General features: G+C 44.9%; 19 protein-coding genes. 15 read left to right on the top strand and 4 right to left on the bottom strand.

Going from position 1 to position 24,463, the window contains the following annotated elements; translation table 11 throughout:
- Positions 1-106 precede the first annotated feature (106 nt).
- The 8 genes from adhE (at position 107) to G9G53_RS09515 (ending at position 12,914) form a co-directional block, all read left to right on the top strand.
- Entirely contained in the window at positions 107-2,719 is a 2,613-nt protein-coding gene (adhE, locus tag G9G53_RS09550) for a bifunctional acetaldehyde-CoA/alcohol dehydrogenase (protein WP_029517233.1), read from the top strand.
- A 328-nt stretch (positions 2,720-3,047) separates the two neighbouring features.
- Positions 3,048-5,309: a formate C-acetyltransferase gene (gene pflB / locus G9G53_RS09545; RefSeq protein WP_165147081.1), complete on the top strand. Its 2,262-nt coding sequence runs from the start codon at positions 3,048-3,050 to the stop codon at positions 5,307-5,309.
- Between the two features lie 51 nt (positions 5,310-5,360).
- A complete protein-coding gene (gene pflA / locus G9G53_RS09540; RefSeq protein WP_029517235.1) occupies positions 5,361-6,119 on the top strand; it encodes a pyruvate formate-lyase-activating protein in 759 nt (252 codons plus the stop codon).
- Between the two features lie 219 nt (positions 6,120-6,338).
- A complete protein-coding gene (locus tag G9G53_RS09535) occupies positions 6,339-8,561 on the top strand; it encodes a copper amine oxidase N-terminal domain-containing protein (RefSeq protein ID WP_029517236.1) in 2,223 nt (740 codons plus the stop codon).
- A gap of 253 nt (positions 8,562-8,814) precedes the next feature.
- Positions 8,815-9,312 (top strand): Fur family transcriptional regulator, encoded by a 498-nt coding sequence (locus G9G53_RS09530; protein ID WP_029517237.1) that lies wholly within the window; start codon positions 8,815-8,817, stop codon positions 9,310-9,312.
- Between the two features lies 1 nt (position 9,313).
- On the top strand, positions 9,314-9,604 hold the full coding sequence (yidD, locus tag G9G53_RS09525; RefSeq protein WP_029517238.1) for a membrane protein insertion efficiency factor YidD: 291 nt from the start codon (positions 9,314-9,316) through the stop codon (positions 9,602-9,604).
- A 414-nt stretch (positions 9,605-10,018) separates the two neighbouring features.
- Complete coding sequence (gene metG / locus G9G53_RS09520) at positions 10,019-12,037, top strand: methionine--tRNA ligase (protein ID WP_165147078.1); 2,019 nt, start codon at positions 10,019-10,021, stop codon at positions 12,035-12,037.
- Between the two features lie 160 nt (positions 12,038-12,197).
- Positions 12,198-12,914: a cytochrome c biogenesis CcdA family protein gene (locus G9G53_RS09515; protein WP_029517240.1), complete on the top strand. Its 717-nt coding sequence runs from the start codon at positions 12,198-12,200 to the stop codon at positions 12,912-12,914.
- Here the strand turns inward: G9G53_RS09515 and splB are convergent.
- Positions 12,907-13,971, bottom strand: a complete 1,065-nt coding sequence (splB, locus tag G9G53_RS09510; RefSeq protein ID WP_023989268.1) for a spore photoproduct lyase — start codon at positions 13,969-13,971, stop codon at positions 12,907-12,909. The two genes, G9G53_RS09515 and splB, sit on opposite strands and share 8 nt — an antisense overlap.
- A gap of 252 nt (positions 13,972-14,223) precedes the next feature.
- Between splB and mntR the strand changes: the two genes are divergently transcribed.
- The 3 genes from mntR (at position 14,224) to G9G53_RS09495 (ending at position 17,613) form a co-directional block, all read left to right on the top strand.
- Complete coding sequence (gene mntR, locus G9G53_RS09505) at positions 14,224-14,649, top strand: transcriptional regulator MntR (RefSeq protein WP_029517241.1); 426 nt, start codon at positions 14,224-14,226, stop codon at positions 14,647-14,649.
- A gap of 136 nt (positions 14,650-14,785) precedes the next feature.
- On the top strand, positions 14,786-16,528 hold the full coding sequence (locus G9G53_RS09500) for a family 10 glycosylhydrolase (RefSeq protein ID WP_165147075.1): 1,743 nt from the start codon (positions 14,786-14,788) through the stop codon (positions 16,526-16,528).
- Between the two features lie 95 nt (positions 16,529-16,623).
- Positions 16,624-17,613, top strand: a complete 990-nt coding sequence (locus tag G9G53_RS09495) for a patatin-like phospholipase family protein (RefSeq protein ID WP_165147072.1) — start codon at positions 16,624-16,626, stop codon at positions 17,611-17,613.
- Positions 17,614-17,732: 119 nt separating this feature from the next.
- On the opposite strand, the gene G9G53_RS09490 is transcribed toward G9G53_RS09495, so the two are convergent.
- From G9G53_RS09490 to G9G53_RS09480, 3 genes are all read right to left on the bottom strand, one after another.
- A complete protein-coding gene (locus tag G9G53_RS09490; RefSeq protein WP_029517244.1) occupies positions 17,733-18,053 on the bottom strand; it encodes a hypothetical protein in 321 nt (106 codons plus the stop codon).
- Positions 18,054-18,060: 7 nt separating this feature from the next.
- Positions 18,061-19,053, bottom strand: a complete 993-nt coding sequence (locus G9G53_RS09485) for a DUF1385 domain-containing protein (protein WP_029517245.1) — start codon at positions 19,051-19,053, stop codon at positions 18,061-18,063.
- Positions 19,054-19,218: 165 nt separating this feature from the next.
- Positions 19,219-20,220: an ABC transporter substrate-binding protein gene (locus G9G53_RS09480; RefSeq protein WP_029517246.1), complete on the bottom strand. Its 1,002-nt coding sequence runs from the start codon at positions 20,218-20,220 to the stop codon at positions 19,219-19,221.
- Positions 20,221-20,505: 285 nt separating this feature from the next.
- On the opposite strand from G9G53_RS09480, the gene G9G53_RS09475 reads away from it, so the two are divergent.
- The 4 genes from G9G53_RS09475 (at position 20,506) to G9G53_RS09460 (ending at position 24,281) form a co-directional block, all read left to right on the top strand.
- Positions 20,506-21,087, top strand: coding sequence for a YqhR family membrane protein (locus G9G53_RS09475; RefSeq protein WP_029517247.1), 582 nt, complete (start codon positions 20,506-20,508; stop codon positions 21,085-21,087).
- An 81-nt stretch (positions 21,088-21,168) separates the two neighbouring features.
- On the top strand, positions 21,169-22,242 hold the full coding sequence (locus G9G53_RS09470; protein ID WP_029517248.1) for a M24 family metallopeptidase: 1,074 nt from the start codon (positions 21,169-21,171) through the stop codon (positions 22,240-22,242).
- Positions 22,243-22,275: 33 nt separating this feature from the next.
- Positions 22,276-22,833, top strand: coding sequence for an elongation factor P (gene efp / locus G9G53_RS09465; RefSeq protein WP_029517249.1), 558 nt, complete (start codon positions 22,276-22,278; stop codon positions 22,831-22,833).
- Positions 22,834-23,027: 194 nt separating this feature from the next.
- Positions 23,028-24,281, top strand: a complete 1,254-nt coding sequence (locus tag G9G53_RS09460; RefSeq protein WP_165147069.1) for an aspartate kinase — start codon at positions 23,028-23,030, stop codon at positions 24,279-24,281.
- Positions 24,282-24,463 lie beyond the last annotated feature (182 nt).

Below are 24,463 nucleotides of genomic sequence, written 5' to 3'. Positions count from 1 at the left end.
AATTTTAAATAGATTGTGAAAAAAATCACAATATATCTTGAAAAGCTGTGTTACGATCAGTGCGTGAACAAGAGATAGTACACGAGATAACAGGAGGATGAGGGAAATGGCTGTTAAAAACGAGGTTATTCAAAAAGAGCAAAGCGCAGAGCAGTATATTCAAACGCTGATTGACCGGGGGAACCGGGCACAGCAAGCTTTCATGAGTATGAATCAGGAACAGATTGACGAAATCGTACAAGCTATGGCACTCGCAGGGATGGATAAACACATGTACCTGGCGAAGTTGGCTGTTGAAGAAACAGGACGCGGTGTGTACGAGGACAAAATCACCAAAAACATGTTTGCAACAGAATATATCTATCATAGCATCAAAAATGAAAAAACCGTCGGTGTCATTGAAGACAATGATTTTGACAGTTTTCAAAAGATAGCAGAGCCAGTCGGTATTATCATGGGGATCACTCCAGTGACAAACCCGACTTCGACTACGATGTTCAAAGCGCTGATTGCCATTAAAACACGTAACCCAATCATTTTCGGTTTCCATCCATCTGCTCAATCGTGTAGTGCGGAAGCAGCCCGCGTCTTGCTCGAAGCAGCTGTTAAACATGGTGCTCCGGCCGATTGTATTCAATGGATTGAAGCACCTTCGATGGATAAGACCAATGTATTGATGAACCACCCTGATGTGGCGCTAATTTTGGCAACTGGTGGATCAGGCATGGTTAAGGCAGCTTATAGCTGCGGTAAACCAGCACTTGGTGTAGGTCCTGGTAACGTGCCTTGCTTTATTGAAAAAACAGCAGATATCAAACAGGCCGTGAACGATCTTATCCTCTCGAAATCTTTTGATAACGGTATGATTTGTGCTTCGGAGCAAGCGGTTATTATCGAAGAGCCAATCTTCGAACAAGTGAAAAAATTGATGATCGCTAACGGTTGCTATTTTGTAAATAAAGAAGAAGCAGCTAAGCTCACTCAAGGAGCTATGAATGTCGAGAAATGTGCAGTGAACCCAGCTATTGTCGGGCAGTCTGCTGTGAAAATTGCTGAAATGAGTGGTATTACAGTACCAGCAGGAACTAAAATTTTGGTCGCTGAGATTGAAGGGGTAGGAACAAAATTCCCATTGTCTGCGGAAAAATTGAGTCCTGTATTAGCTTGCTATAAAGTAAAAAATGCGGAACAAGGTATTCAACGCGCTGCTGAAGTCGTGGAATTCGGGGGCATGGGTCACTCGTCCGCTATTCATTCGAACGATGAGGATGTTATCGCTCGGTTTGCAAACCGTTTGCAAACAGGACGTATCATTGTAAATGCACCTTCCACACATGGTGCGATTGGCGACATTTACAACACCAATCTTCCTTCGTTGACACTTGGTTGCGGTTCGTACGGTCGTAACTCGACTTCGTCGAACGTATCGGCAGTCAATCTGATTAATGTGAAAAGGGTGGCGAAACGGACGGTGAATATGCAATGGTTCAAAGTACCTTCCAAAATCTATTTTGAAAAAAATTCGACACAGTATCTTGCTAAAATGCCTGATATCACACGTGTAGCTATTATCACAGACCCTATGATGGTACAACTGGGATATGTAGATCGTGTTATTCATTATCTGCATCAGCGCCAAACACCAGTAGCTATCGAAGTGTTCTCTGAAGTAGAGCCAGATCCATCGACAGTTACGGTAGAACGTGGTACTGAAATGATGAGACGTTTCCAACCGGATTGCATCATCGCACTGGGCGGCGGTTCGCCAATGGATGCCGCTAAAGGCATGTGGATGTTCTATGAATATCCAGATACTGATTTCAATAACTTAAAACAAAAATTCATGGATATCCGTAAACGGATTTACAAGTACCCACGTCTGGGCCAAAAAGCACAATTTGTAGCTATCCCTACAACATCGGGTACAGGTTCCGAAGTTACATCGTTCGCAGTAATTACGGACAAAAACCTGGGCGACACGAAGTACCCACTGGCTGACTATGAGTTGACTCCTGATGTGGCAATTATTGACCCAGTGTTTGTATATTCGCTGCCTAAAACAGCTGTAGCGGACACAGGTATGGACGTTCTGACACATGCTATCGAGGCTTACGTGTCCGTAATGGCTAATGACTACACAGATGGTCTGGCAATTAAAGCCATTCAATTGGTATTCCAATACCTAGAACAATCGGCTCTGACCGGTGATAAGCTGGCTCGTGAAAAAATGCATAATGCTTCCACACTTGCTGGTATGGCGTTTGCTAATGCATTCTTGGGCATTAACCACAGTCTTGCACATAAATGGGGTGGACAATACCATACAGCGCATGGCCGCACGAATGCCATTTTGATGCCGCACGTTATTCGTTATAATGCGAAAAAACCGACAAAATTTGCTTCGTTCCCTAAATATTCGCACTTTGTTGCGGATGAGCGTTATGCAGAAATCGCGCGCATACTGGGACTGCCTGCACGCACCACCGAAGAAGGGGTTAACAGCTTGATCGAAGCGATCCGTAAAATGAACAAAACACTCGGTATCGAGGAATCGTTCCAACAAATCGGTTTCGATGCGAAAGATTTCGAATCACGTGTAGATTATCTGGCTGACCGCGCATTTGAAGATCAATGTACAACTGCGAATCCTAAGTTGCCACTGGTTACTGAGTTGGCTGATGTCTATCGCAATGCCTTCTACGGACGTTTTGACCAATAATATAATAGGTAAGAAGAGGCTTGTGAAAAAGCATTTTCTCGTTCAATACCGATGCAGGCTCTCTATATAGAGGGCCTGTTGGTTTGGGAAGGGAGGTGAACGGCAAGGCTAAGGATATAGGTGCGAAGCTAGGGAAAATAAAGTGACAAAAATCACTCATATTGTGATTTTTGTCACATACTACACTCTATCATTATTCTACAATAAGGGTGTAAGAAAGGTCCCGACACTGAGCGTAAGGCATCGGTGAACAGGCCGGGCTCAAGAAATAGCTTTATCGTGAAAAAAATCACAAGTCCGGAAGACCAAACAATTTGGAGGGATTTACATGTCGGTGATTGAGAGAGAATTACAAGAGCAACAATCTGGCTGGAGAGGTTTTAAAAAAGGCAAATGGACTAAAGAAGTCAACGTCAACGATTTTATTGAAACCAATATCTTACCTTATGTTGGCAATGAAGAATTTTTGGTTGGTCCTACGGCCAACACAACTGCATTGTGGGATATTGTATCCGATCTTACCAAAAAAGAGTTGGCAAACGGCGGCGTGCTTGATGTAGACGTGAATACGCCATCCACTATTATTTCACATAAACCGGGTTATCTAGACCGGGATAAAGAGCAAATTGTCGGTGTACAAACAGATGCTCCATTCAGACGTTCTTTACAGCCGTTTGGCGGAATTCGAATGATGATCGACGCTTGCAAAGCCTATGGTTTTGAAGTGCCAGAAAGTATCATTGATATCTTCACTCATATTCGTAAAACTCACAACCAAGGTGTATTTGACGCTTATACAGATGAAATGAGAGCGGCTCGTAAAGCTGGTATCATTACTGGTCTGCCAGATGCATACGGCCGTGGTCGTATTATCGGTGACTATCGTCGTGTAGCTTTATACGGTGCAGACTTCTTGATCCAAGATAAAAAGCTGCAACTGAAAAGCCTTGAAGTTGATTCCATGGAAGAAGACGTAATTCGTCTGCGTGAGGAAATTTCCGAGCAAATTCGTGCTTTGAATGAACTGAAACAAATGGCTGCTGAGCACGGTTTTGATATTTCAAAACCTGCTAACAATGCGAAAGAAGCTTTCCAATGGGTATATTTTGGATATCTTGCAGCAATCAAAGAACAAAATGGTGCAGCAATGTCCTTAGGACGTGTATCTTCCTTCCTTGATATTTACTCTCAACGTGATATGGAAGAGGGTACAATGACAGAAGAACAAGCTCAAGAACTGGTCGATCATTTTGTTATGAAATTGCGTATTGTTAAGTTCTTGCGCACACCTGACTATAATGAACTGTTCAGTGGAGATCCAACTTGGGTTACTGAGTCCATTGGTGGTATGTCCGTAACTGGAGAAACTCGGGTAACTAAAAACAGCTTCCGTTTCCTGCACACCCTCTACAATCTGGGACCTGCACCGGAACCGAACCTGACTGTACTGTGGTCGGAAAAATTGCCTGAAGGCTTCAAAAAATATTGTGCGAAAGTTTCTATTGAAACTAGCTCCATTCAGTACGAGAATGACGATCTGATGCGTCCGATTTATGGAGACGACTATGGTATTGCTTGTTGTGTATCGGCAATGAAAATCGGTAAACAAATGCAATTCTTTGGTGCTCGTGCTAACTTGGCTAAAGCTCTGCTGTATGCAATTAACGGTGGTAAAGATGAAAAATCTGGCGTCCAAGTAGGGCCTGAATTCCCAGCCATTACAGGTGAAGTTCTGGATTATGAAGAAGTGTTGAGTCGCTTCAAACCTATGATGGAATGGTTGGCCAAACTGTATATGAACACTTTGAATGTTATTCACTACATGCATGATAAATATAGCTACGAACGCATTGAAATGGCGTTGCATGATCGTGATATTCTCCGCACCATGGCTTGTGGTATTGCGGGTCTGTCAGTTGCTACCGACTCCTTGAGTGCCATTAAATTTGCAAAAGTTAAACCAATCCGTAACGAAAAAGGGATTGCTGTTGACTTTGAAATTGAAGGCGAATACCCTTGCTACGGTAACAACGATGACCGTGTAGATAACATCGCTGTGGAACTGGTAGAGAGCTTCATGAGCATGATTCGCAAGCATAAAGCTTATCGTAATGCGCTTCCTACTCAATCTGTACTGACTATTACTTCTAACGTGGTGTATGGTAAGAAAACAGGTACAACACCGGATGGACGTAAAGCAGGCGAACCGTTTGCACCAGGGGCAAACCCAATGCACGGCCGTGATAAAAAAGGTGCTTTGGCATCTCTGAGTTCCGTAGCCAAATTGCCTTATGAACACAGTCTGGATGGTATCTCGAACACCTTCTCTATCGTGCCTAAAGCACTGGGTAAAGAAGAAGAAACACGCAAAACAAACCTTGTTTCGATGATGGATGGCTATTTTGGAAGCCACGCACATCATCTGAATGTCAATGTGTTTGCTCGCGAACAACTGTTGGATGCAATGGAACACCCAGAAAACTATCCACAGCTGACGATCCGTGTTTCCGGTTATGCCGTTAACTTTATCAAGCTGACTCGTGAACAACAATTGGATGTTATTAACCGTACTTTCCACGGTACAATGTAAATAAGTATTACAATGACGCACGCATAGCGGATGCGGGAAGGATGATGCAACATGTTGAAAGGACACATACACTCATTGGAAACCTTCGGGACCGTCGATGGTCCCGGCATCCGCTTCGTGCTCTTTATGCAAGGATGCTTGTTGAAATGTCAGTATTGCCATAATCCGGACACTTGGGCCTTGAATGAAGGCAATCCAATGACCCTAGAGGAAGTATTGGCTGAAATTGAACCGTATTTAGCCTATTACCGTTCTTCGGGAGGCGGATTGACCGTATCCGGTGGAGAACCGACATTGCAAGCTCATTTTGTAGCAGAGCTGTTCAAAGAAGTGAAACGTCGCTGGAATTTGCACACGACACTGGACAGTAATGGCTTTAATGATGCGGGCCGTATCCATGATCTGCTGGACGTAACAGACTTGGTGTTACTTGATATTAAGCATATTGACAACGACAAGCATATTAAGCTTACAGGCAAGTCCAACGACCGTATGCTAAGCACAGCTCGCTGGTTGTCTGAGCAAGGGCGTAAAATGTGGATTAGACACGTATTTGTACCGGGTATTCATGATGACGAGCAAGATTTATTGAATTTGGGACGGTTTATCGGAACGTTGAACGGAGTCGAGAAATTCGAAATTTTACCTTACCATCAAATGGGTGTTTACAAGTGGGAAATGCTCGGTAAGGAGTATCCGTTGGAGGGAGTTCCATCTCCTACAGACGAAGAAGTTCAACGTGCTTACCGACTCATTGAAGAGGGTCGTCTGGAGACTGCAGGAAAGAATGCTGTCTGTCGTCCATCATAATGTAAATGGTGCAAAAGCTATTTCTTAGTAATGAAGCCGCCGCCACATCAGGTCAGATGGGTGGCGGTTTTTTGTTGTTGAATTTTTTGCAGTCACAGGAGAAAGTTCCCTTTTTTTCATGATAAGCAAAATTTCCAGAAACTTTTTAACAACTGACGCGTCTAATAGTATGACTTTTTACGGGAATGATAATAATTTGGTGATAGAAGGAGACAGACAATGAATTTCAAGAAATGGACCATGCTCACCGCTTTGGCGGTAGCTCAGGTGGCCGCAGTAGCCCCTGTAGGAGCAGAAGCAGCATCAACAACCGTTCAATCCACCGATTCGGTTAGCGCACAGCAGGCTCAGACCAATGTTGCTGATTCCAGCGTTCAGAATAGTATCGGAGCTCAAGAGGGAACAGGCACACAAAACAACACGGTAACACCAGATAACACAGGCGTAACCAATGATCCATTGACTGGCCTACCTACGGATACAACCAACGGATCGAACGTATCCAATGATGTATACGGTGGAGACGGAACGATCACCAATCCTGGTGGAGCTCCAACAAACATGGGTGCTAATCAACTGATTTTGTATTTAAACAGCGCGAAAATGGAACAAAACGGACAGGTGTATACGGCAACTCAGCCGATGACTGTTAAGGACGGAGTTTCCTATGTAGCTATCCGTTCACTTGTCAGCCGTGTCGGATTGCAGTTTAGTTATGACACTGCCACCAAAGAAACCGTAATCACACAAGGAACAAATGTCATGCGCTTCAAAACAGACAGCAAGGTTTATACGGTTAACGGTGAAGCCAGACAAATGAAGGGACCGGCTTTTCAGCAAAAGAACGTATTTATGGTGCCGTTGACCTCGATTACACAGGCCTTAAATATTCCTTATACTGTGAATAATACGACTAAACAAGTTATCATGGATTTGAATCAGAAGCCTAAAGCTTCCTTCACGGTTCAGCAAAAAGATATCTATGCGGGCGAAACCCAAGTTACGTATTTGACGAAGGAATCTTCTCCTACAGGTCTACCGATTGTGAACCAACGTTGGGAAGGTAAGCAGGACGTATTTCAGGAGCCGGGTACATATGTAGTTACCTATTCTGTTCTTGACTCTGCTGGAAACTGGAGTGATCCTTACTCAGTTACAATTACAGTAAGACCGCCGAACCAACCGCCAGTCGCTCTGTTTACTACAGATAAAAAAGAGTACAAGATGGGTGAAAAGATCACCATTACGGACCTGAGTACGGATGATGAGAATGCTATTACTAAGCGTGATTGGGAGAACAAGAAACTTGCCTTCTTCCAACCAGGTGATGTAACGATTACGTTAACCGTGACTGATAAGCACGGCGCAACAGGTACCAAAAGTGAAACGATTAAAATTACGAATGAACTGCTGTACAACGAAGATGATTTCAATAAAATCTTCACACCATATGGTGATAAATATACAGTAGACGGCAGTCAGGTGCCTACCATGGCTACCATTCCTTTGACAAGTACATCTTCACCGCGTCTTTTGATCCGTGCTAACAGCCCGGAACGTGTATTTCAGGACGGAATTGTGTATCAGGAAACCGGATCAGGAAGCACGCGCATACTCGTCCATCATGTGAATGAAACGGGTCGAGATGTGAAAATGTACGTGATTGCAACCAACAACAATATTACTCCTGCCAACATGAATGTCGAAAATTCCGGTTTTGCCGGACCATCTGAATTTGCAACGGCTGCGGGTAAAGTCTCGATTCAACGATATTTTCAATCCATGCAGGATGGAAGCAAGCGTTCTAGCACAGTTCTAAATCCTGGCGAAAGCCGCGTTATTTTACAGGATCTGAACGCACAAAAAATCAAGCAAAAACAAGTCATTTCTCTGTTATCCGATTTATATACGGATCAACCTATTCAATACACGGTTATTGTGTTAGATGCAAATACAGATCCGTTGACCGTGTTGCCTACTTTGGCAAAACTGCCTAAGGACGGTATTCATAACCGTGGAACGTACGCTAATTCGGATATCTCACTCAATTATACCGAAGAGGTTGGTAAAACAGCTCAACGTATCGTTCTTGGCGATAATAAGGTAGACCCGAACCTGATTGGTACGGATGGTCTGGACGGCTCTTCTGCTTCCAATGCCGGTAATTTTGGTGTTGTATATAAAGTTAAATTGGATCATGTAGCGCCGTATTCACTGATTACGTTCAACCCGCGTGGAGGCGAATATTCCGGCTATGCGATGGTAAACAATCAGGTTGTGGGTATCCCGACAAACGGCTCGGTATGGGCTCCAAATGAGATGAGTGTGCTGTATCGCACAGGGCATATCGAGGAAAGTGTAGAGATGTATTTCACTGCTGCTGCAGGAAGTAACTTGCCGGTTTCCGTAGTAGTTATGCCTTTACCAGCTATTAAAAATTAATATGAATTAACCGGTACTGTTTACCGGCTTAGACCTTGGGTCTCGTCATTCACCGTTTAAAAGTCGATGTCACTTGCAGAATATAGGCGTTCTCCTGCTGCGAATTTGATCGTAGCGCTGGAGAGCGTCTTTTTCTTATGTATAGATGCGAATATCTCTTATAATATTGACTTTAATCGTGGTATAATAAATAGATGCAAGCCTAAGCCTGCATCAGAAAACCTGAAACTACAGACAGGGGAGGGTGAAACGCATGCTGACAAAGGATGAGATTATTGCAACAATGTCCGCTCAGGGGCTGCGTATTACAGATCAGCGCAAAACGTTGGCCACGTTATTTTCCGAGAATGAAGGGTATCTGTCCCCCAAAGACGTTTATGAATATATGGGTAAGAAGTACAGTGGACTTAGCTTTGATACAGTTTATCGTAATTTGCGTGTAATGCAGGAATTAGGTGTGCTGGAACAGGTATCTTTTGAGGATGGAATGAAGTTCAAGGTGAGCTGTAATGAGCATCATCACCATCACCATATGATTTGCTTGAGCTGTCAGAAAACATTACCGATTTCTTTTTGCCCAATGCAAATGACGGATACAACGGATCAATTCCAAATCGTCGAGCACAAGTTTGAAATTTTTGGTTATTGTAAAGAATGTCAACAGAAGAATGGACATACTGATAGTAATTCGGATGGGGGATTCAGACAGACGAGCAGTCACACTCACACTCACAGCCACGGGGGCTACTGAAATGAAAATCACCACACGCAGAGTGGTACAGGCTCCGATTAAGTTTTATCGTTCCTATATTTCACCGTTAAAGCCGGCTACCTGCCGATTCTATCCAACGTGTTCAGCGTACGCGTTGGAGGCGGTAGAAGTGCATGGTGCGCTCAAAGGTTCATGGCTTGCTACTAAGCGTATAGCCAAATGCCATCCCTTTCATCCAGGAGGCGTAGATTTGGTTCCTCCTGCAAAAAAGGAGACAGACAGGTCTAGCGAAGATCGTTTGGCTACTCATTCCGAGAAGAGTCTGACTTGACAGCGCTATGCGGATTTGGTTATATTTTGGTTAATATTGTTTTCCTGCGAAGGGATGAGTAGGGTGAATTGTCCAGTACAGAGAGCCGGGGTTAGCTGCAAACCGGTCTGGAGCGAAGCCTGAATATGGTCCTGGAGGAACCTTTTTCGAGCGTATTTGCCACAGTTATTTGTGCACGGGAGGCAAACGTAAGGGGGAGGCGTGTTCCAGCGTTAATGGGCGGTCAGATGTGACCGGTGAAGCCTGTAGTCTGCGAGGATACAGGAAAATTGGGTGGTAACGCGTGAGGTGACTCTCGTCCCATAGGGGCGGGGGTCTTTTTTGTGCCCAATTTGTTCCAAATTCATAAATTGGAGTACCATCATGTCAGCAGGTCTTATCGAGCTGCCGTGAACAAAACAGGAGGCAACATACATGTCCAATGAGAACACATTTTACATTACGACACCGATCTATTATCCGAGCGACAAGCTACATATAGGTCATGCTTACACGACAGTTGCGGGAGATGCAATGGCCCGTTACAAGCGGCTACGCGGTTATGAAGTGCGTTATTTGACAGGAACGGATGAGCATGGTCAGAAGATTGAGCAAAAGGCAAGTGCAGCTGGCAAAACGCCACAACGTTTCGTAGATGACATTGTGGCAGGCATCCAAGACCTGTGGCGGAAGCTCGACATTTCCAATGACGATTTTATCCGTACTACGGAGGAACGTCATAAGGCTGTCGTACAGGAAATTTTTGATCGTTTATTAAAACAAGGTGATATTTACAAGGGAGAATACGAAGGCTGGTACAGCATCCCTGACGAGACGTACTACACAGAAACTCAGCTGGTTGACGTGGTGAAGGACGCTGAAGGCAATGTGACTGGAGGTAAGAGCCCGGATAGTGGACACCCTGTAGAATTGGTCAAGGAAGAGAGCTACTTTTTCCGCATGAGCAAGTATGCTGATCGGTTGCTGCAATTTTATGAAGAGAACCCGCAGTTTATCCAACCGGAATCCCGGAAAAAAGAAATGATTAACAACTTCATCAAGCCGGGGCTAGAGGATCTGGCTGTTTCCCGTACAACTTTTGACTGGGGTGTTAAGGTCAAGGGGGACCCGAAGCATGTCGTATACGTTTGGATTGACGCACTTTCCAACTACATCACAGCCTTGGGATATGGTTCTTCTAATACTGAGCTGTACGATAAATTTTGGCCAGCAAATGTGCATATCGTGGGTAAAGAGATTGTACGGTTCCACACGATATATTGGCCAATCATGCTGATGGCATTGGATCTTCCGTTACCTAAAAAAGTATTTGCACATGGTTGGTTACTTATGAAAGATGGTAAAATGTCGAAATCTAAAGGCAATGTGGTAGACCCGGTAACGTTGATTGACCGTTATGGTCTGGACCAACTTCGCTACTACTTGCTGCGCGAGGTGCCTTTTGGGGCAGATGGAACATTTACACCAGAAAGTTTTGTAGATCGAGTTAATTCGGATTTGGCAAATGATCTGGGCAACTTGTTGAATCGTACCGTGGCGATGGTAGATAAATATTTTGACGGCAAGGTTCCGGCTTATGAAGCAAATGTAACAGAATTCGACGGAGCTCTGGAAGACATGGCAACATCGACTTATAGCAAAGTAGAAGAAGCCATGGAAAACATGGAGTTTTCCGTGGCATTAACGGCGATTAGCCAATTTATTAGCCGTAGCAACAAATATATTGACGAGACGCAACCATGGAATTTGGCTAAGGATGAGGCAAAACGTCGTGAATTGGCATCGGTTATGTTGCATTTGGTAGAAAGCTTGCGCATCGCTTCCATCTTACTTCAGCCATTCTTAACCCGTGCTCCTCATAAAATTTGGGAACAGCTCGGTATTAGCCAAGGTGAGCTGACTACATGGGATAGCGGCAAGCAGTTTGGTCGTATTCCGGAAGGAACACAGTTGGTCAAAGGTAATCCGATCTTCCCACGTCTGGATTCAGAGCAAGAGGTTGCTTTTATCGTGGAAGCAATGACAGGAGGTAAGAAACCAGAGGAAGCTACGACACAAGTTCAACCACAGAATGCATCTGAGACGAGCCAGGAAGCGCCGGAGGCAAAGGAAGAGATTGGCATTGAGGATTTTGCCAAGGTAGAACTGCGCGTTGCTCAGGTCGTCGCTTGCGAGCCTGTGAAGAAGGCAGATAAACTGTTGAAGCTCCAACTTGATCTTGGTTATGAGCAGCGGCAAGTAGTATCAGGGATTGCGAAGTTTTATACACCTGAAGATATCATTGGGCGCAAGGTGATCTGTGTGACCAATCTTAAGCCGGTAAAACTTCGGGGAGAGCTGTCGCAAGGTATGATTTTGGCAGCTTCACATGGAGATCAGCTTACGCTCGCCACCGTACCGGAAGGTATGCCGAATGGTGCAGTTGTAAAGTAGTACGCTAGTTAATAAAAGAACGTAATGAGCGTATGCCCGAGAATCATTCTTCTTGGGCATGCGCTTTTTGGCGTGCATCATATTTTGCTCCCGCTACACGTATGTTTAGTAGGCAGGGCTTGTTTGCTCGTGTTCACTTAAGACAGGGGAGGAAATGAGGATGACAGATATTAACGCCGGATTGGCGATCGTAGCCGGACTGGTTTCTTTTTTTTCACCGTGTTGTTTACCGCTGTATCCATCTTATTTATCGTATATGACAGGGATGTCTGCGCGTGAACTGGCTGAAGGACGGCATAAGGCCGAGGTTCGTTATCGTACGATGGGGCATACACTTGCTTTTGTACTGGGCTTTTCGGTCGTTTTCTATTCACTGGGTGCAGGTGTCGGGTTGCTTGGAGAATGGTTTGCCAATTATGGGGATACGCTAAGAGTGGTAGCAGGGTTACTTATTTTACTAATGGGACTGGTATCTCTCGGTGTGGTAAGTCCTTTGATTCTAATGAGGGAGCATAAGCTTCGCTGGACATGGAAGCCTGCCGGGTACGCCGGTTCCTTTGTAATCGGAATTGGTTTTGCGGCAGGCTGGTCGCCCTGTATCGGTCCCATGCTAACAGCTATTATCGCTTTGGCTGCAGTAGAGCATCACATTTGGTTCAAACTGATTACAGGCTATGCGCTCGGGTTTGCGATTCCATTTTTTGTATTAGCTTTGCTGGTAGGCTCTGTTCGGCTATCCTCTCGCTATACCTCCATCCTCATCAAAACAGGTGGCATACTACTTGTTATCACTGGCATTTTACTGGTAACGGATCATATGACCGATGTAACGCTATTTTTACAACGGATTACCCCGGGTTGGATGCTAGTTATGTGAAATACTCAATACGACTTAAAGGAAAATGTTCAAAAATACGCTCTGTGATAAACTCTCGCAGTGCATTTTGCTGTTCATCGGGATAAACGTATTTGTTTTGTCCCCAGCGTCCCCATTTTTTCTTGCGTTTCTCTATGTCCATCTCCAGCTTGGTTTTCGGATAACGTTTCTCGATGACAGCTTTGGATGTTTTGGTGAAGCGATGCTGTATTAATTCGAACGTCAAATCTTTTGTAGCATGCTGGGGCAAGGTTTCTCCCAATTTGCGCAGTAACTCGCCGTAACCTTCTTCCCAGCCGTCATACCAGATGATGGGTGCAATGATGAACCCCAGCGGATAACCGGCTCGTGCGATTTTGCCCGCGGCTTCAATACGTTCCTCGAAGCGGGAAGTTGCAGGTTCAAACTGTTTAATAACATAATCGGAATTAATGCTAAAGCGGATGCGAGTATGACCATTATGTTTAATATCCAGCAATGGATCAACATGATGATATTTAGTAACAAAACGCAGACGGCCAAATTCCTCATCTGCCATGAAACGAATCAAGTCTCCAAGCGTTCCGGTGATATGCTCCAAACCAACCGGATCGGAGGTACAAGCTGCTTCAAAACGGGTAATTTCAGGCGCACGCTCCTCGATATAAGCTTTAGCTGCTGATAAGATATCGTCAGTGTTGACATATACACGAATATACGGCTTTGCTCCCAAGGTTGTTTGTAAATAACAGTAGTGACAATGCCCCATGCAACCAGTCGAAATGGGGATGGCATATTCAGCAGAAGGCTTGGATTGATCAAAAGTTAACGTTTTACGGATACCAACTACCAAAGTTTTTTTTGCCATTCGGTACTTTTCAACTTCAGTTTCACCTGGTAAATTGGTAATTCGGTTGTGAGAGGTAGTCATCCGGTACGGAATATCCTTGGCTTTAACCCAATCCATAATACGCTGGCCCTTGGGATAATTTAGTGCGTCTGGCTCAAAAAACACCAGGTCAGGCAAAAATGGCTTGGTTCCTCTGGTTTGGACAGGAGTACGCTCAAGCGTAGACATGGCTAACGCTCCTTTCAAAATAAATCCACAGTGCTCTGGTGTCCAACTTTAACATATTGCCGCAGAAGTAAACGATACAGGGACGACGATATTAGTGTACCCGGCTTAAATTGAACAAATCGTGGCAATAGATGTGAGTGAAGGGATGAGACTTGCCAATGGGCAATGATAACATGTATCATTACATAGTAGGTTTAACGCAGGAAATGAAGGCGGTAAGCGCCCGTTCAATAACAGAAAAGAGGGAAACAAGTGCCAACGCCAAGCATGGAAGATTATTTGGAACGCATTTACCAACTGATTGATGAGAAGGGATATGCTCGTGTCTCGGACATCGCAGAGGGTTTAGAGGTGCATCCTTCGTCCGTCACCAAAATGATTCAGAAGTTGGATAAGGACGATTATCTTGTATATGAGAAGTATCGGGGACTGATTTTGACACCAAAAGGGAAAAAGGTCGGCAAACGGTTGGTTGATCGCCATCAGTTATTAGAGCAATTTCTGGATATGATTGGGGTTGAGAAGGACCTGATATATAAAGATGTGGAAGGTATTGAGCATCATTTGAGCTGGGATTCCATCACCCGTATCGAAACATTGGTTGAATATTTTCGTCGGGATGAAGATCGCTTGCGCCAGCTTCATGACATACACAAGGAATTGAGTGGAGATTCCTAAAAGCATCTGTCCTTATGGACGATGCTTTTTTATTTGTTCCGACCGCAACAAATATCCGGTGATTAGCGTCTATCCATTATATAGCAGGACAATATAGGGGTTAAAATTAACAGGGTTAGCGGAGGATTGTAATAATATGAATCGAAAGAAAATAGTGGCATTGGCTGCAGGCATACTCTTAGCAGTGCAGACTGCCATCGTTCCTGGAGTCCAAGCAGCTTCAACTGGTGATATTGAAATTATATTGGACGGACAGTCCCTGCAAAGTGACGCATCACCGTATATTGTACAGGGAGCCAATGTTACGATGGTTCCTTTGCGAGTGATTAGTGAGGGATTGGGCGCTCAGGTCAACTGGTCGGAATCGTCCGGTACGGTAACGATTACAGCACAGAACAAAAATATATCTATGGAGAATGGTGCACAAAGCGCTACGGTGAATGGTAAGTCAGTTCGACTGGATGCATCTGCCCGTATGACAAGCGGAAGAGTCATGGTGCCACTGCGTTTTGTTGGGGAAGAGTTGGGATTAAAAGTGGATTGGCAAGCTTCAGAGCGAGTCATTACGTTAAGCAGTGGTAAGGAAGGTGTCTCTACGGGTGGGAGTAGCTCGGCGGGAAACAGTGCTTCCACATCAGATACGTCTGCATCTGGCAATCAGGAGAGTGTAAGTACGGATCAGGGAGCCAGCGATAATGAGCAGACGGTTGTCACTTCACCGTCAACGTCTACTAGTGAGGACGGTTCAAGTTCTTCACAGGCAAATGTTGTTCAGGTAAAGGCTTCAACTTCCATGCGTGGGGCATGGATTTCTACCATCAATGGAGATTGGCCTTCTTCCGCTGCCCGAAGCAGCTCCGAGAAGCAAAAGCAGGAGTTTACTAAAATGCTCGATGATTTGCAGGGGATGGGCATCAATGCGGTATTTGTTCAGGTTCGTGCCAGCGGTGATGCGCTCTACCCGTCAAGTCTCGTACCCTGGAGCAAGTATTTGACCAACACCCAAGGTAAAAATCCAGGCTATGATCCCTTGAAATTTATGATTAGCGAATCGCATAAGCGAGGGATGGAATTCCATGCCTGGTTTAATCCGTTCCGTGCGAATTCTACAGGAACAACCAGCGGTTTGGCTGCAAACCATGTGGCTAATCAACACCCGGACTGGATTGTTAAGAATGGTAGCCAATTGTACATCAATCCAGGAATTCCGGCTGCACGTCAGCATGTCATTGCGGCGATTATGGAGGTCGTGAACGGATATGATATTGACGGCGTCCATTTGGACGATTATTTTTATCCTTACAGCGGGACTTTTGATGATGATGCGACCTTCAAAGCATATAATGCCAACAAAATCTCTAATAAGGGCGACTGGCGGAGAGATAATGTGAACAGTTTTGTTCGCGATTTGGGCAAAAGCATTCATGCCAGCAAGTCTAAGGTTCAATTCGGAATTAGCCCTTTTGGGGTATGGCGTAACAAATCTCAGGACTTAACGGGTTCAGACACGAAGGCAGGCGTTACAGCGTATGATACGACGTTTGCGGATGTGAGAACCTGGATTAACAAAGAGTGGATTGATTATGTAGCTCCACAAGTTTACTGGAGTATCGGTTTCCCTGCGGCGGGATATGACAAGCTTGTCGCATGGTGGTCCAATGAGGTCAAAAATTCAGATGTTAAGCTGTATATCGGTCATTCTCCGTATAAAATCGGCACCCCTGAAAAGGGCTGGCAAACGGCTCAAGAGCTAATTAAGCAGCTTGAACTGAACAAAGATTATAAACAGGTCAAAGGGGATATTTACTTTAGTGCACAGCATTTGCGTAAAAATCCATATGGACTCATTCAGCTTCTTCAAAATTATTATCAAATGTGATATAAATTGGATCATATAGGTTCTATTTGGGCCTCCGTTCTCATAGATAAGCAGTAGAACTGCTTACTCCCAAGAGAACGGAGGTTTTTTGATCTATGCTGATCAATGCTGTGTTCCAGGGTGGAGGGGTTAAGGGAATTTCGCTGGCGGGTGCAGTTAAGGCTGCGGAGGAGCATGGAATTGTATTCAATCGTTTAGCAGGTACATCATCAGGTGCTATTGTAGCTGCTTTATTGGCTGCGGGATACTCTGCGGATGAAATGAAAGCCGTAATTGAGAAAACCCCCTTGGTCAAGTTGTTACGACGTTCTCCAGTGTTCAATATTAAGTGGATTGGACCAGCAGCTCGTATCTTTCTTAAAAAAGGTCTCTACTCAGGGGAGGCACTGGAGCACTGGGTACGTGAGCTGTTACGAGCTAAGGGAGTGCGTACGTTTGCGGATTTACCTCCTGGCAAACTGCGCATTATTGCATCAGATATCACGAATGGACGCATTCTGGTGCTACCTGAGGATATCAAACGTTTTGGTATCAATCCCTCTTCACTGGAGGTAGCCAAGGCCATTCGGATGAGCACAAGTATCCCTTATTTTTTTGATCCCGTTATGTTAAGGCTTGATTCTGCACTTGCCAAGGGAAAGACCTTTTCTCAGCAATTTATATTTGTAGTTGATGGGGCTTTACTAAGCAATTTGCCTTTGTGGCTTTTTGATGAGCCTGTAAATGAACGTGAGGCCAAAACGATTCCAACGGTAGGGTTTCAAATGGTGGGCAAGACGGGTACGGAGACCAAAGTTTCTTATATACGGGGTCCTTTGACCATGCTGCAGGCTATTTTCGATACCATGCTATCAGCACACGATGAACGATATATTGAGCAGGAGAATCGGTATCGGACGATTAAAATTCCAACATTGGGGATCCGCACTGCACAATTTAACATTTCTACAGTGCAAAGTGATTTGCTGTATGCTTCCGGTGTGCAGGCAGGGGATGCTTTTTTCCACAAATGGAGCATCACTTCTTACCAGCAGCAGTATAGCAAATACCAATTGATGAAGGATACCATGTACGCTATGAAATGAACACTAATTGGCAGTTAAAGTAATTTAAAAGGGTGTAAAAAAGGAGCCTCTTCCCGGTCATATTTGAATATGCGGGTGACGGCTCCTTTGTGCTGCATTTTAAAGGATGATTATTATCGTTAATGATATTTAGGTTGTTCTTCTTCATTTTTGCCCTTGGAACCTTCAATCACATGAAAAGGATACGCTTTGCGCTTGCCCGTAGTCTGCTGCTTACGTGCGTTGGCTGTTTTAGCCATGGTGCGCACAGAGGGTTTGATTTTGGGAGTACGATTGCTTTGTCCTGGCAGGTATTTGTATAGCAGAAATATAACTGCAAAAACAAGGACGGGAATGAGTAAACTCATGAGAAAGCCCCAACTTCCTCTCCACAGCATATCCACAATCCCATATGCACCCAAAGCAAGGGTAAGCCAGAAAATAACAGCATGTCTGTTCATTATTCACTCATCCTTTCACAGGATCAAGTGCAGGACTGTTGAAGGTCTCCTTTACAGGTACATTTTCCAACTCAGCATCCAATTCAAGCATACGCTTAAATGAGGCAATGGATACCTCCACTTGATCATCAGTCGGTTCTTTGGTGGTAAGTAGTTGCAGCCACAGACCGGGGTAACCTAAATAACGAAGTACCGGAATTTCACGAAGAGCATTGGTCAGCTTGAGAAATTCAAAAGAAAGCCCCAGTACGATCGGAAGCAGTAGAAGCCGTTGCCCCATACGCTCCCACAGATTATCGTAGGTGAATAGGGAATAGACTAGTACCCCGATGATCACGGTCAGCATAATAAAGCTGCTACCGCAGCGGTAATGCAAACGGCTGTATTTTTGCACATTGGCCGGGGTTAGTTCTTCTCCAGCTTCGAATGCCGTAATTACTTTATGCTCTGCACCGTGATATTGAAACAGTCGTTTGATCAATGGAGTTTGGGAAATGCCCCATAAATAAGCCAGCAGCAGAATCAGCTTAATGGCTCCTTCGGCGAGGTTATGCAAAATTTGGCTGTGAAACAAGCCGTCGAACAGGAAGTCTTCTACAACAACCGGAACGAGGGTTAACACAATTTTGCCGAACAAAAAGGAGATAATCCCGACTGCCGCTACACCGATCATCATACTCAGACTCCAGCGAGATTCTTCTTTTTTCTTTTGCTCAGCGCGTTCTTCCGGATCTACTTCATCATCAGCATACGCATCGGCTGAATAGTTCAAATGCTTGGTACCTTTGGCGCTGGAGTCGATGATGCTTACAATCCCCCGCAATAAAGGAATTCTGCGGAATTTGGATACCCAGGATTGCTCCTTGCGTGGTACTTCCAAATATGTGATTTCGCCAGTTTTGCGGCGAACTGCCGTGACATTGACACGCTTGCCGCCGAACATGACACCTTCAATGACTGCCTGACCACCGTAGCTCACAGGCTTGGATGCTTGTGACAACCGTCTCACCTCTCTTAATACATGCTTTTTTGTATATTGTATCGAATTTGGAAGGGAATATCTAGTTAGATGAAACTGGTGTAACCACAGGCTTATAAAAAAAGCATTTATGGAGCGTCAGACTGCTCACATAAATGCTACTCATTATAAAACTTCGGAAACAACCTATTGCGTAATTGCCCCAACAACCTGGTCAACCAGTCCTTTTGATGAGAGGGGGCCGCCAAATGTCCATGTCGTACCGTTCAGTGGATAGGTGCGTTTTTCTTTAACGAAATTCAGACCGTTCCAGACCGAATTATTTTTCATAGGTGCCCCGAAAACATCATCGTCCGGCTGCACAATATAGATAAAGTTGCTGTTCTGAACAGCAGACAGAGCTTCAATACCGACGGTTGTAAAGCCATACGGTTCAACTTTGCTTGGTTTCCAATCATTAATCATACCGATCTTCGCCAGTGTTGCCACGACGACTGAGTTATCCGAAAACATACGGAGGCTGGCCGCATTTTGCGAAGTGAAAGCTTGTGTCAGTACATAATGATAATCCGACTTGCCAGCAGCGGCGAGCTTTTCTTTGGCTTCAGCATAATGCTGATCCAGTTCGGCAAGCACCTGCTTAGCTTTGTCTTCTTTTCCCAGAGCAACCGCGATGCTATTAAAAATTTCTACCATTTTATCATGATCGTAGCCATTACCATTGTTCAGATTATATTCGATCGTAGGAGCGATGGCCTTAAGTTGCTCATAGATAGCTTCATTCCCATCAACATTGGAAATGATCAGATCCGGCTTCAATGCAGCAATCGCTTCCAGATTCGGCTCGTTACGCGTGCCGACATCGACCACGCTACTATCCAGAGCCGCCTCCGGTGTCACGTATACCTTGTAGTTGGCATTGTCAGCATTACCCACTGGCTGAACGCCCAACGCAACCAAATCCTCTGTAAATGTCCATTCCAGCACTACGACACGCTGTGCGGGCTTGTCGAGCGTGATCTCACCACGATTATGCTTTACCGTCACAGGACCGGTCGCTGTGTCAGTCGGTTTACTACCCGATGTGGCTACCTGATCTTTGTCCGATGCATTGTCGGCTGCTCCGCAACCTGCCAGAGTGAGCGTAAAAACCATTAACAATAAAATCCCGATGAATCCCTTTTTCATAGAAGCGTTCTCCCGTATATATGTTTTTATAAAATGATAATGATTATCATTTTCACCATTATATTATGATAGAGGATTGAAATTTTGTCAATGTAAAAAACGGGTCCGTACCCTCAAGTCGAAAGCTGCCATTATTCAGCATTCCTGTTCGTTGTTAAACTCTCCCCCCTTGGAGCATACTACCAGCAAAATGGAATGCAGAATCCGATGGAAGTACATGCATATCCGATTGCGATAGTCTTTACGATGGGAAAAAGTTTTCATATTGAAAGGGGATTAAACAACATGAGCGAAACCTTCTCTATACCCAAGATAGGACATGAACAGGAGCAACCTCGTGGATCTCAGGATCAACGTAATCATAACGACAGTGGTAGAGGCAGGCAGCAGTCAGGCAAAATACATACGCCTCTCATTCCTTTTGCGCTTGAGTTGGGTTTTTTTTCGGGTTTGCTCTGGGGATTGCTGCGCTGGCTGTTTTATAAGTTGCACTTTACCGTAGTAGCGCCTGGCTTTCTCGCAGAGCCTTTTTTCAAGCATTCATTTATGAACACCATGGCGGGACATCTGGTAGGGCTACTGTTTTTTATTGGATTATCCGTCGTAGCTTCACTGGTGTACACTCTGTTGCTGCGCAGATTTAAGGGTCCTTTACCCGGCATTGTGTATGGCCTGATTTGGTGGGTTGTTTTATTTGTATTAACAGGTCCTAAGCTAGGGATGATGAATGCTCCTGATCGGTTAACATGGAATTCCCTGTATACGGAAATTTGTGTGTTTTTACTGTGGGGACTATTTATCGGATATACCGTTGCTGTCGAGTATACGGATGAAAGAAAGCGCGAGCCTGAGAAAGCTGAGAGCTGAACGTAACAAAAACTTCTCAAGCGCCTATTCCCTGTGTTAAAATAGCATTTGGTTATTTGACAGAGGGGAGCGGAATGAAAGATGAAGAATGACCGGGTGTTAAAGCTGCGGCTGGCGCTGGGCGAGCATAATCTGCGGGCTATGCTGATTACTAGCCCTGTCAATCGTCGATATTTGACAGGCTTCACAGGTTCGGCAGGTTATGTGCTGATTACGGAATCCCATAGCTATTTGCTGACTGACTTTCGCTATATGACGCAAGCGACCGAACAAGCCGAAGGCTTCACGGTAGTGCAGCACGCTGCACAGGTCATGGAAACGGTGAAAGAATTGCTGTCTTCCCATCAGATCAGCGAAACAGGCTTTGAGCAAGACGCTGTAACTGTTGCGACGCATAAAGCTTATAGCGAAGATTTGTCACCTATTTCACTGGTTCCGGTGTCGGGCATTGTAGAGAAATTACGGGTGTACAAGGATGCAGAAGAGCTGGAAGTGATGCAGCGGGCAGCGGATTTGGCAGATGCTACTTTTGCACACATTTTACCTTACATCAAGCCAGGTGTCAGCGAGCGTGAGCTGGATCTGGAAATGGAATTCTTCATGCGCAAGCAGGGAGCTACATCCTCTTCATTTGACACAATTGTGGCTTCTGGGGTTCGTTCGGCATTGCCTCATGGCGTAGCCAGTGCTAAGTTAGTACAAGCAGGCGAGCTGATTACGTTTGATTTTGGTGCGTTGCTGGATGGCTATTGCTCCGATTTGACACGTACAGTGGCCACACAAGGGGATTTAGCGCCCCAGTTGCGTGAGATCTACGATATTGTACTTAAGGCGCAACTTCACGCACTTGAACATATTAAGCCGGGCATGACAGGCCGTGAAGCGGATGCACTGACCCGGGATATTATTGCAAGCCATGGCTATGGAGACAATTTCGGGCACAGTACAGGTCATGGTCTGGGTCTTGAAGTACATGAATCTACACGCCTGTCGAAGGCGAGTGATGATATTCTGGAGCCGGGTATGGTGGTAACGGTCGAGCCAGGTATCTATGTGCCTGGATTGGGCGGTGTACGGATCGAGGATGATATCGTTATTACAGATAGCGGCATCAAATTATTAACACATTCGAGCAAAGAATTTACAGTCGTTTAATAACGATAACAGTCCTGTAGGAGGGGTATTTTAGTGATTAACGTTAATGATTTTAAAACAGGTTTGACCGTCGAGGTAGACGGAGATATTTTTACGGTGCTGGATTTCCAACACGTAAAACCGGGTAAAGGTGCAGCATTCGTACGCTCCAAGTTGAAAAACTTGCGTAACGGTAACACCGTTGAACGTACATTCCGTGCGGGTGAAACGATCGGTCGGGCGCAAATCGAAAACCGCGGTGTATCTTATCTGTATGCTAGTGCAGACGATCATACATTCATGGATAATGAAACATATGATCAATTCACATTGTCCAGCGATCAACTGAAATGGGAACTTAACTTCCTGAAAGAAAACATGAATGTAAATATCGTTAGCTATAATGGCGAAATCCTGGGTATTAACCTGCCTACCAGCGTGGAACTCAAAGTAATCGAAACAGAACCAGGTATTAAAGGTAATACAGCTACAGGTGCTACCAAAAATGCCAAATTGGAAACGGGTTTGAATGTTCAAGTTCCTTTGTTCATTAACCAAGATGACGTATTGTTAATTGATACACGTGACGGCAAATACATGTCTCGCGCATAAAATTTGCTGCTTTTAGATTTCCTCTGTCCTTGTGAAGGGCAGGGGATATTTTTATAAGCACTAATATTAAAAAACAATGGCTCCGCACAGCACTTTCGTATTATACTGTACTAAAGTTATTCCGCAGGATGTCACGTTCAAGTCGTTGGGTGCCATCTCAAGGTTACATACTGAGTCTGAGGGAGTGAATATCGTTGTCTTTGTATGTCATGAAATTCGGAGGCAGTTCCGTCGGTGACACGGAGCGCATGAAACGCGTGGCAAAACGCGTTGTGGAGAAACAGAGTGAAGGGCATCAATGTGTAGTGGTCGTTTCCGCAATGGGAGACACGACAGACGAACTGATTGACCAGGCCAAATTGTTGAATGAGCAGTTGCCTGCACGTGAGTTGGATATGTTGATGACGACAGGTGAGCAAATTTCAATCGCCTTGTTGTCGATGGCTATTCAGCAGTTGGGTCATGAAGCGGTATCGTTTACGGGATGGCAGGCTGGTTTCCGTACTGAATCTGACTTTGGTCGAGCACGGATTACGGATATTCAACCTCAGCGTGTGCTGGATGCACTGAGCAGCAACAAGATCGTTGTTGTAGCTGGTTTCCAAGGGATGTCTGTAGAGGGAGACATTACGACGTTGGGACGTGGTGGATCTGATACGACGGCGGTTGCGCTGGCGGCGGCGATTCAAGCGGATGCCTGTGAAATTTACACGGATGTGGACGGCATTTATTCAACAGATCCACGGATCGTGAAGGTTGCTCGTAAGCTAAAAGAAATTTCTTATGATGAAATGCTGGAATTAGCTAATCTGGGTGCAGCTGTATTGCATCCTCGTGCGGTAGAATATGCCAAACATAACCGGGTACCGCTGATCGTGCGGTCCAGTTTTAACCATAATGAAGGAACGGTCGTAAAGGAGGATGCAGTAATGGAACAAGGCGTTGTAGTCAGTGGGATTGCATATGATAAAAATGTAGCAAGAATCAGTATTTTGGGCGTCGCCGATATTCCCGGCGTACTGGCGAAAGTATTTGGAACACTGGCGGCAGCCAAAATTGATGTAGACATTATTGTACAGAGCGGGGTTGAAGCTGGTAAAGCGGATTTCTCCTTTACAGTAGCTCTGACGGATCGTGAAGCGGCACTGGAGACGCTGGAAGGTATTCGTGGAGAGCTTCCGTACCGTGAAGTAACGTCTGAGGAAAACTTGGTGAAGGTTTCCATTGTAGGTGCAGGAATGGTTAGCCATCCGGGTGTTGCTGCGCAAATGTTTGCCGTACTGGCAGAGCAAGGCGTTAGCATTAAAATGGTAAGCACATCTGAAATCAAAGTATCGTGTGTAATTGAAGCGGGTAAGCTTCATGAGGTTATTCAGGCGTTGCATACAGCTTATAACCTGGACACCGAGGAGCAAGCGTTTGTGGGTGGACCGAAAGACCGTCGTTAATAACTGCAACGTGATCTAGACACTGAATATGGCTAATGTGAACGATGCTTATGACAGGTAAAGGTTGATACATTATATGCCTTCTATTTATAGTTTGATAAATCATAGAATACAGCAGTAGGTTAAGAGGTTGTTCCATCAGTGAGAGTTAAACTGAGGGGCAGCCTCTTTTTTTCTGAATC

This window comes from Paenibacillus sp. EKM206P (genome assembly GCF_011066155.1).
Lineage (GTDB): Bacteria > Bacillota > Bacilli > Paenibacillales > Paenibacillaceae > Paenibacillus > Paenibacillus polymyxa_D.
Note: the sequence above shows the minus strand (reverse complement) of the source record. Positions and strands in the feature narration are given on the sequence as shown.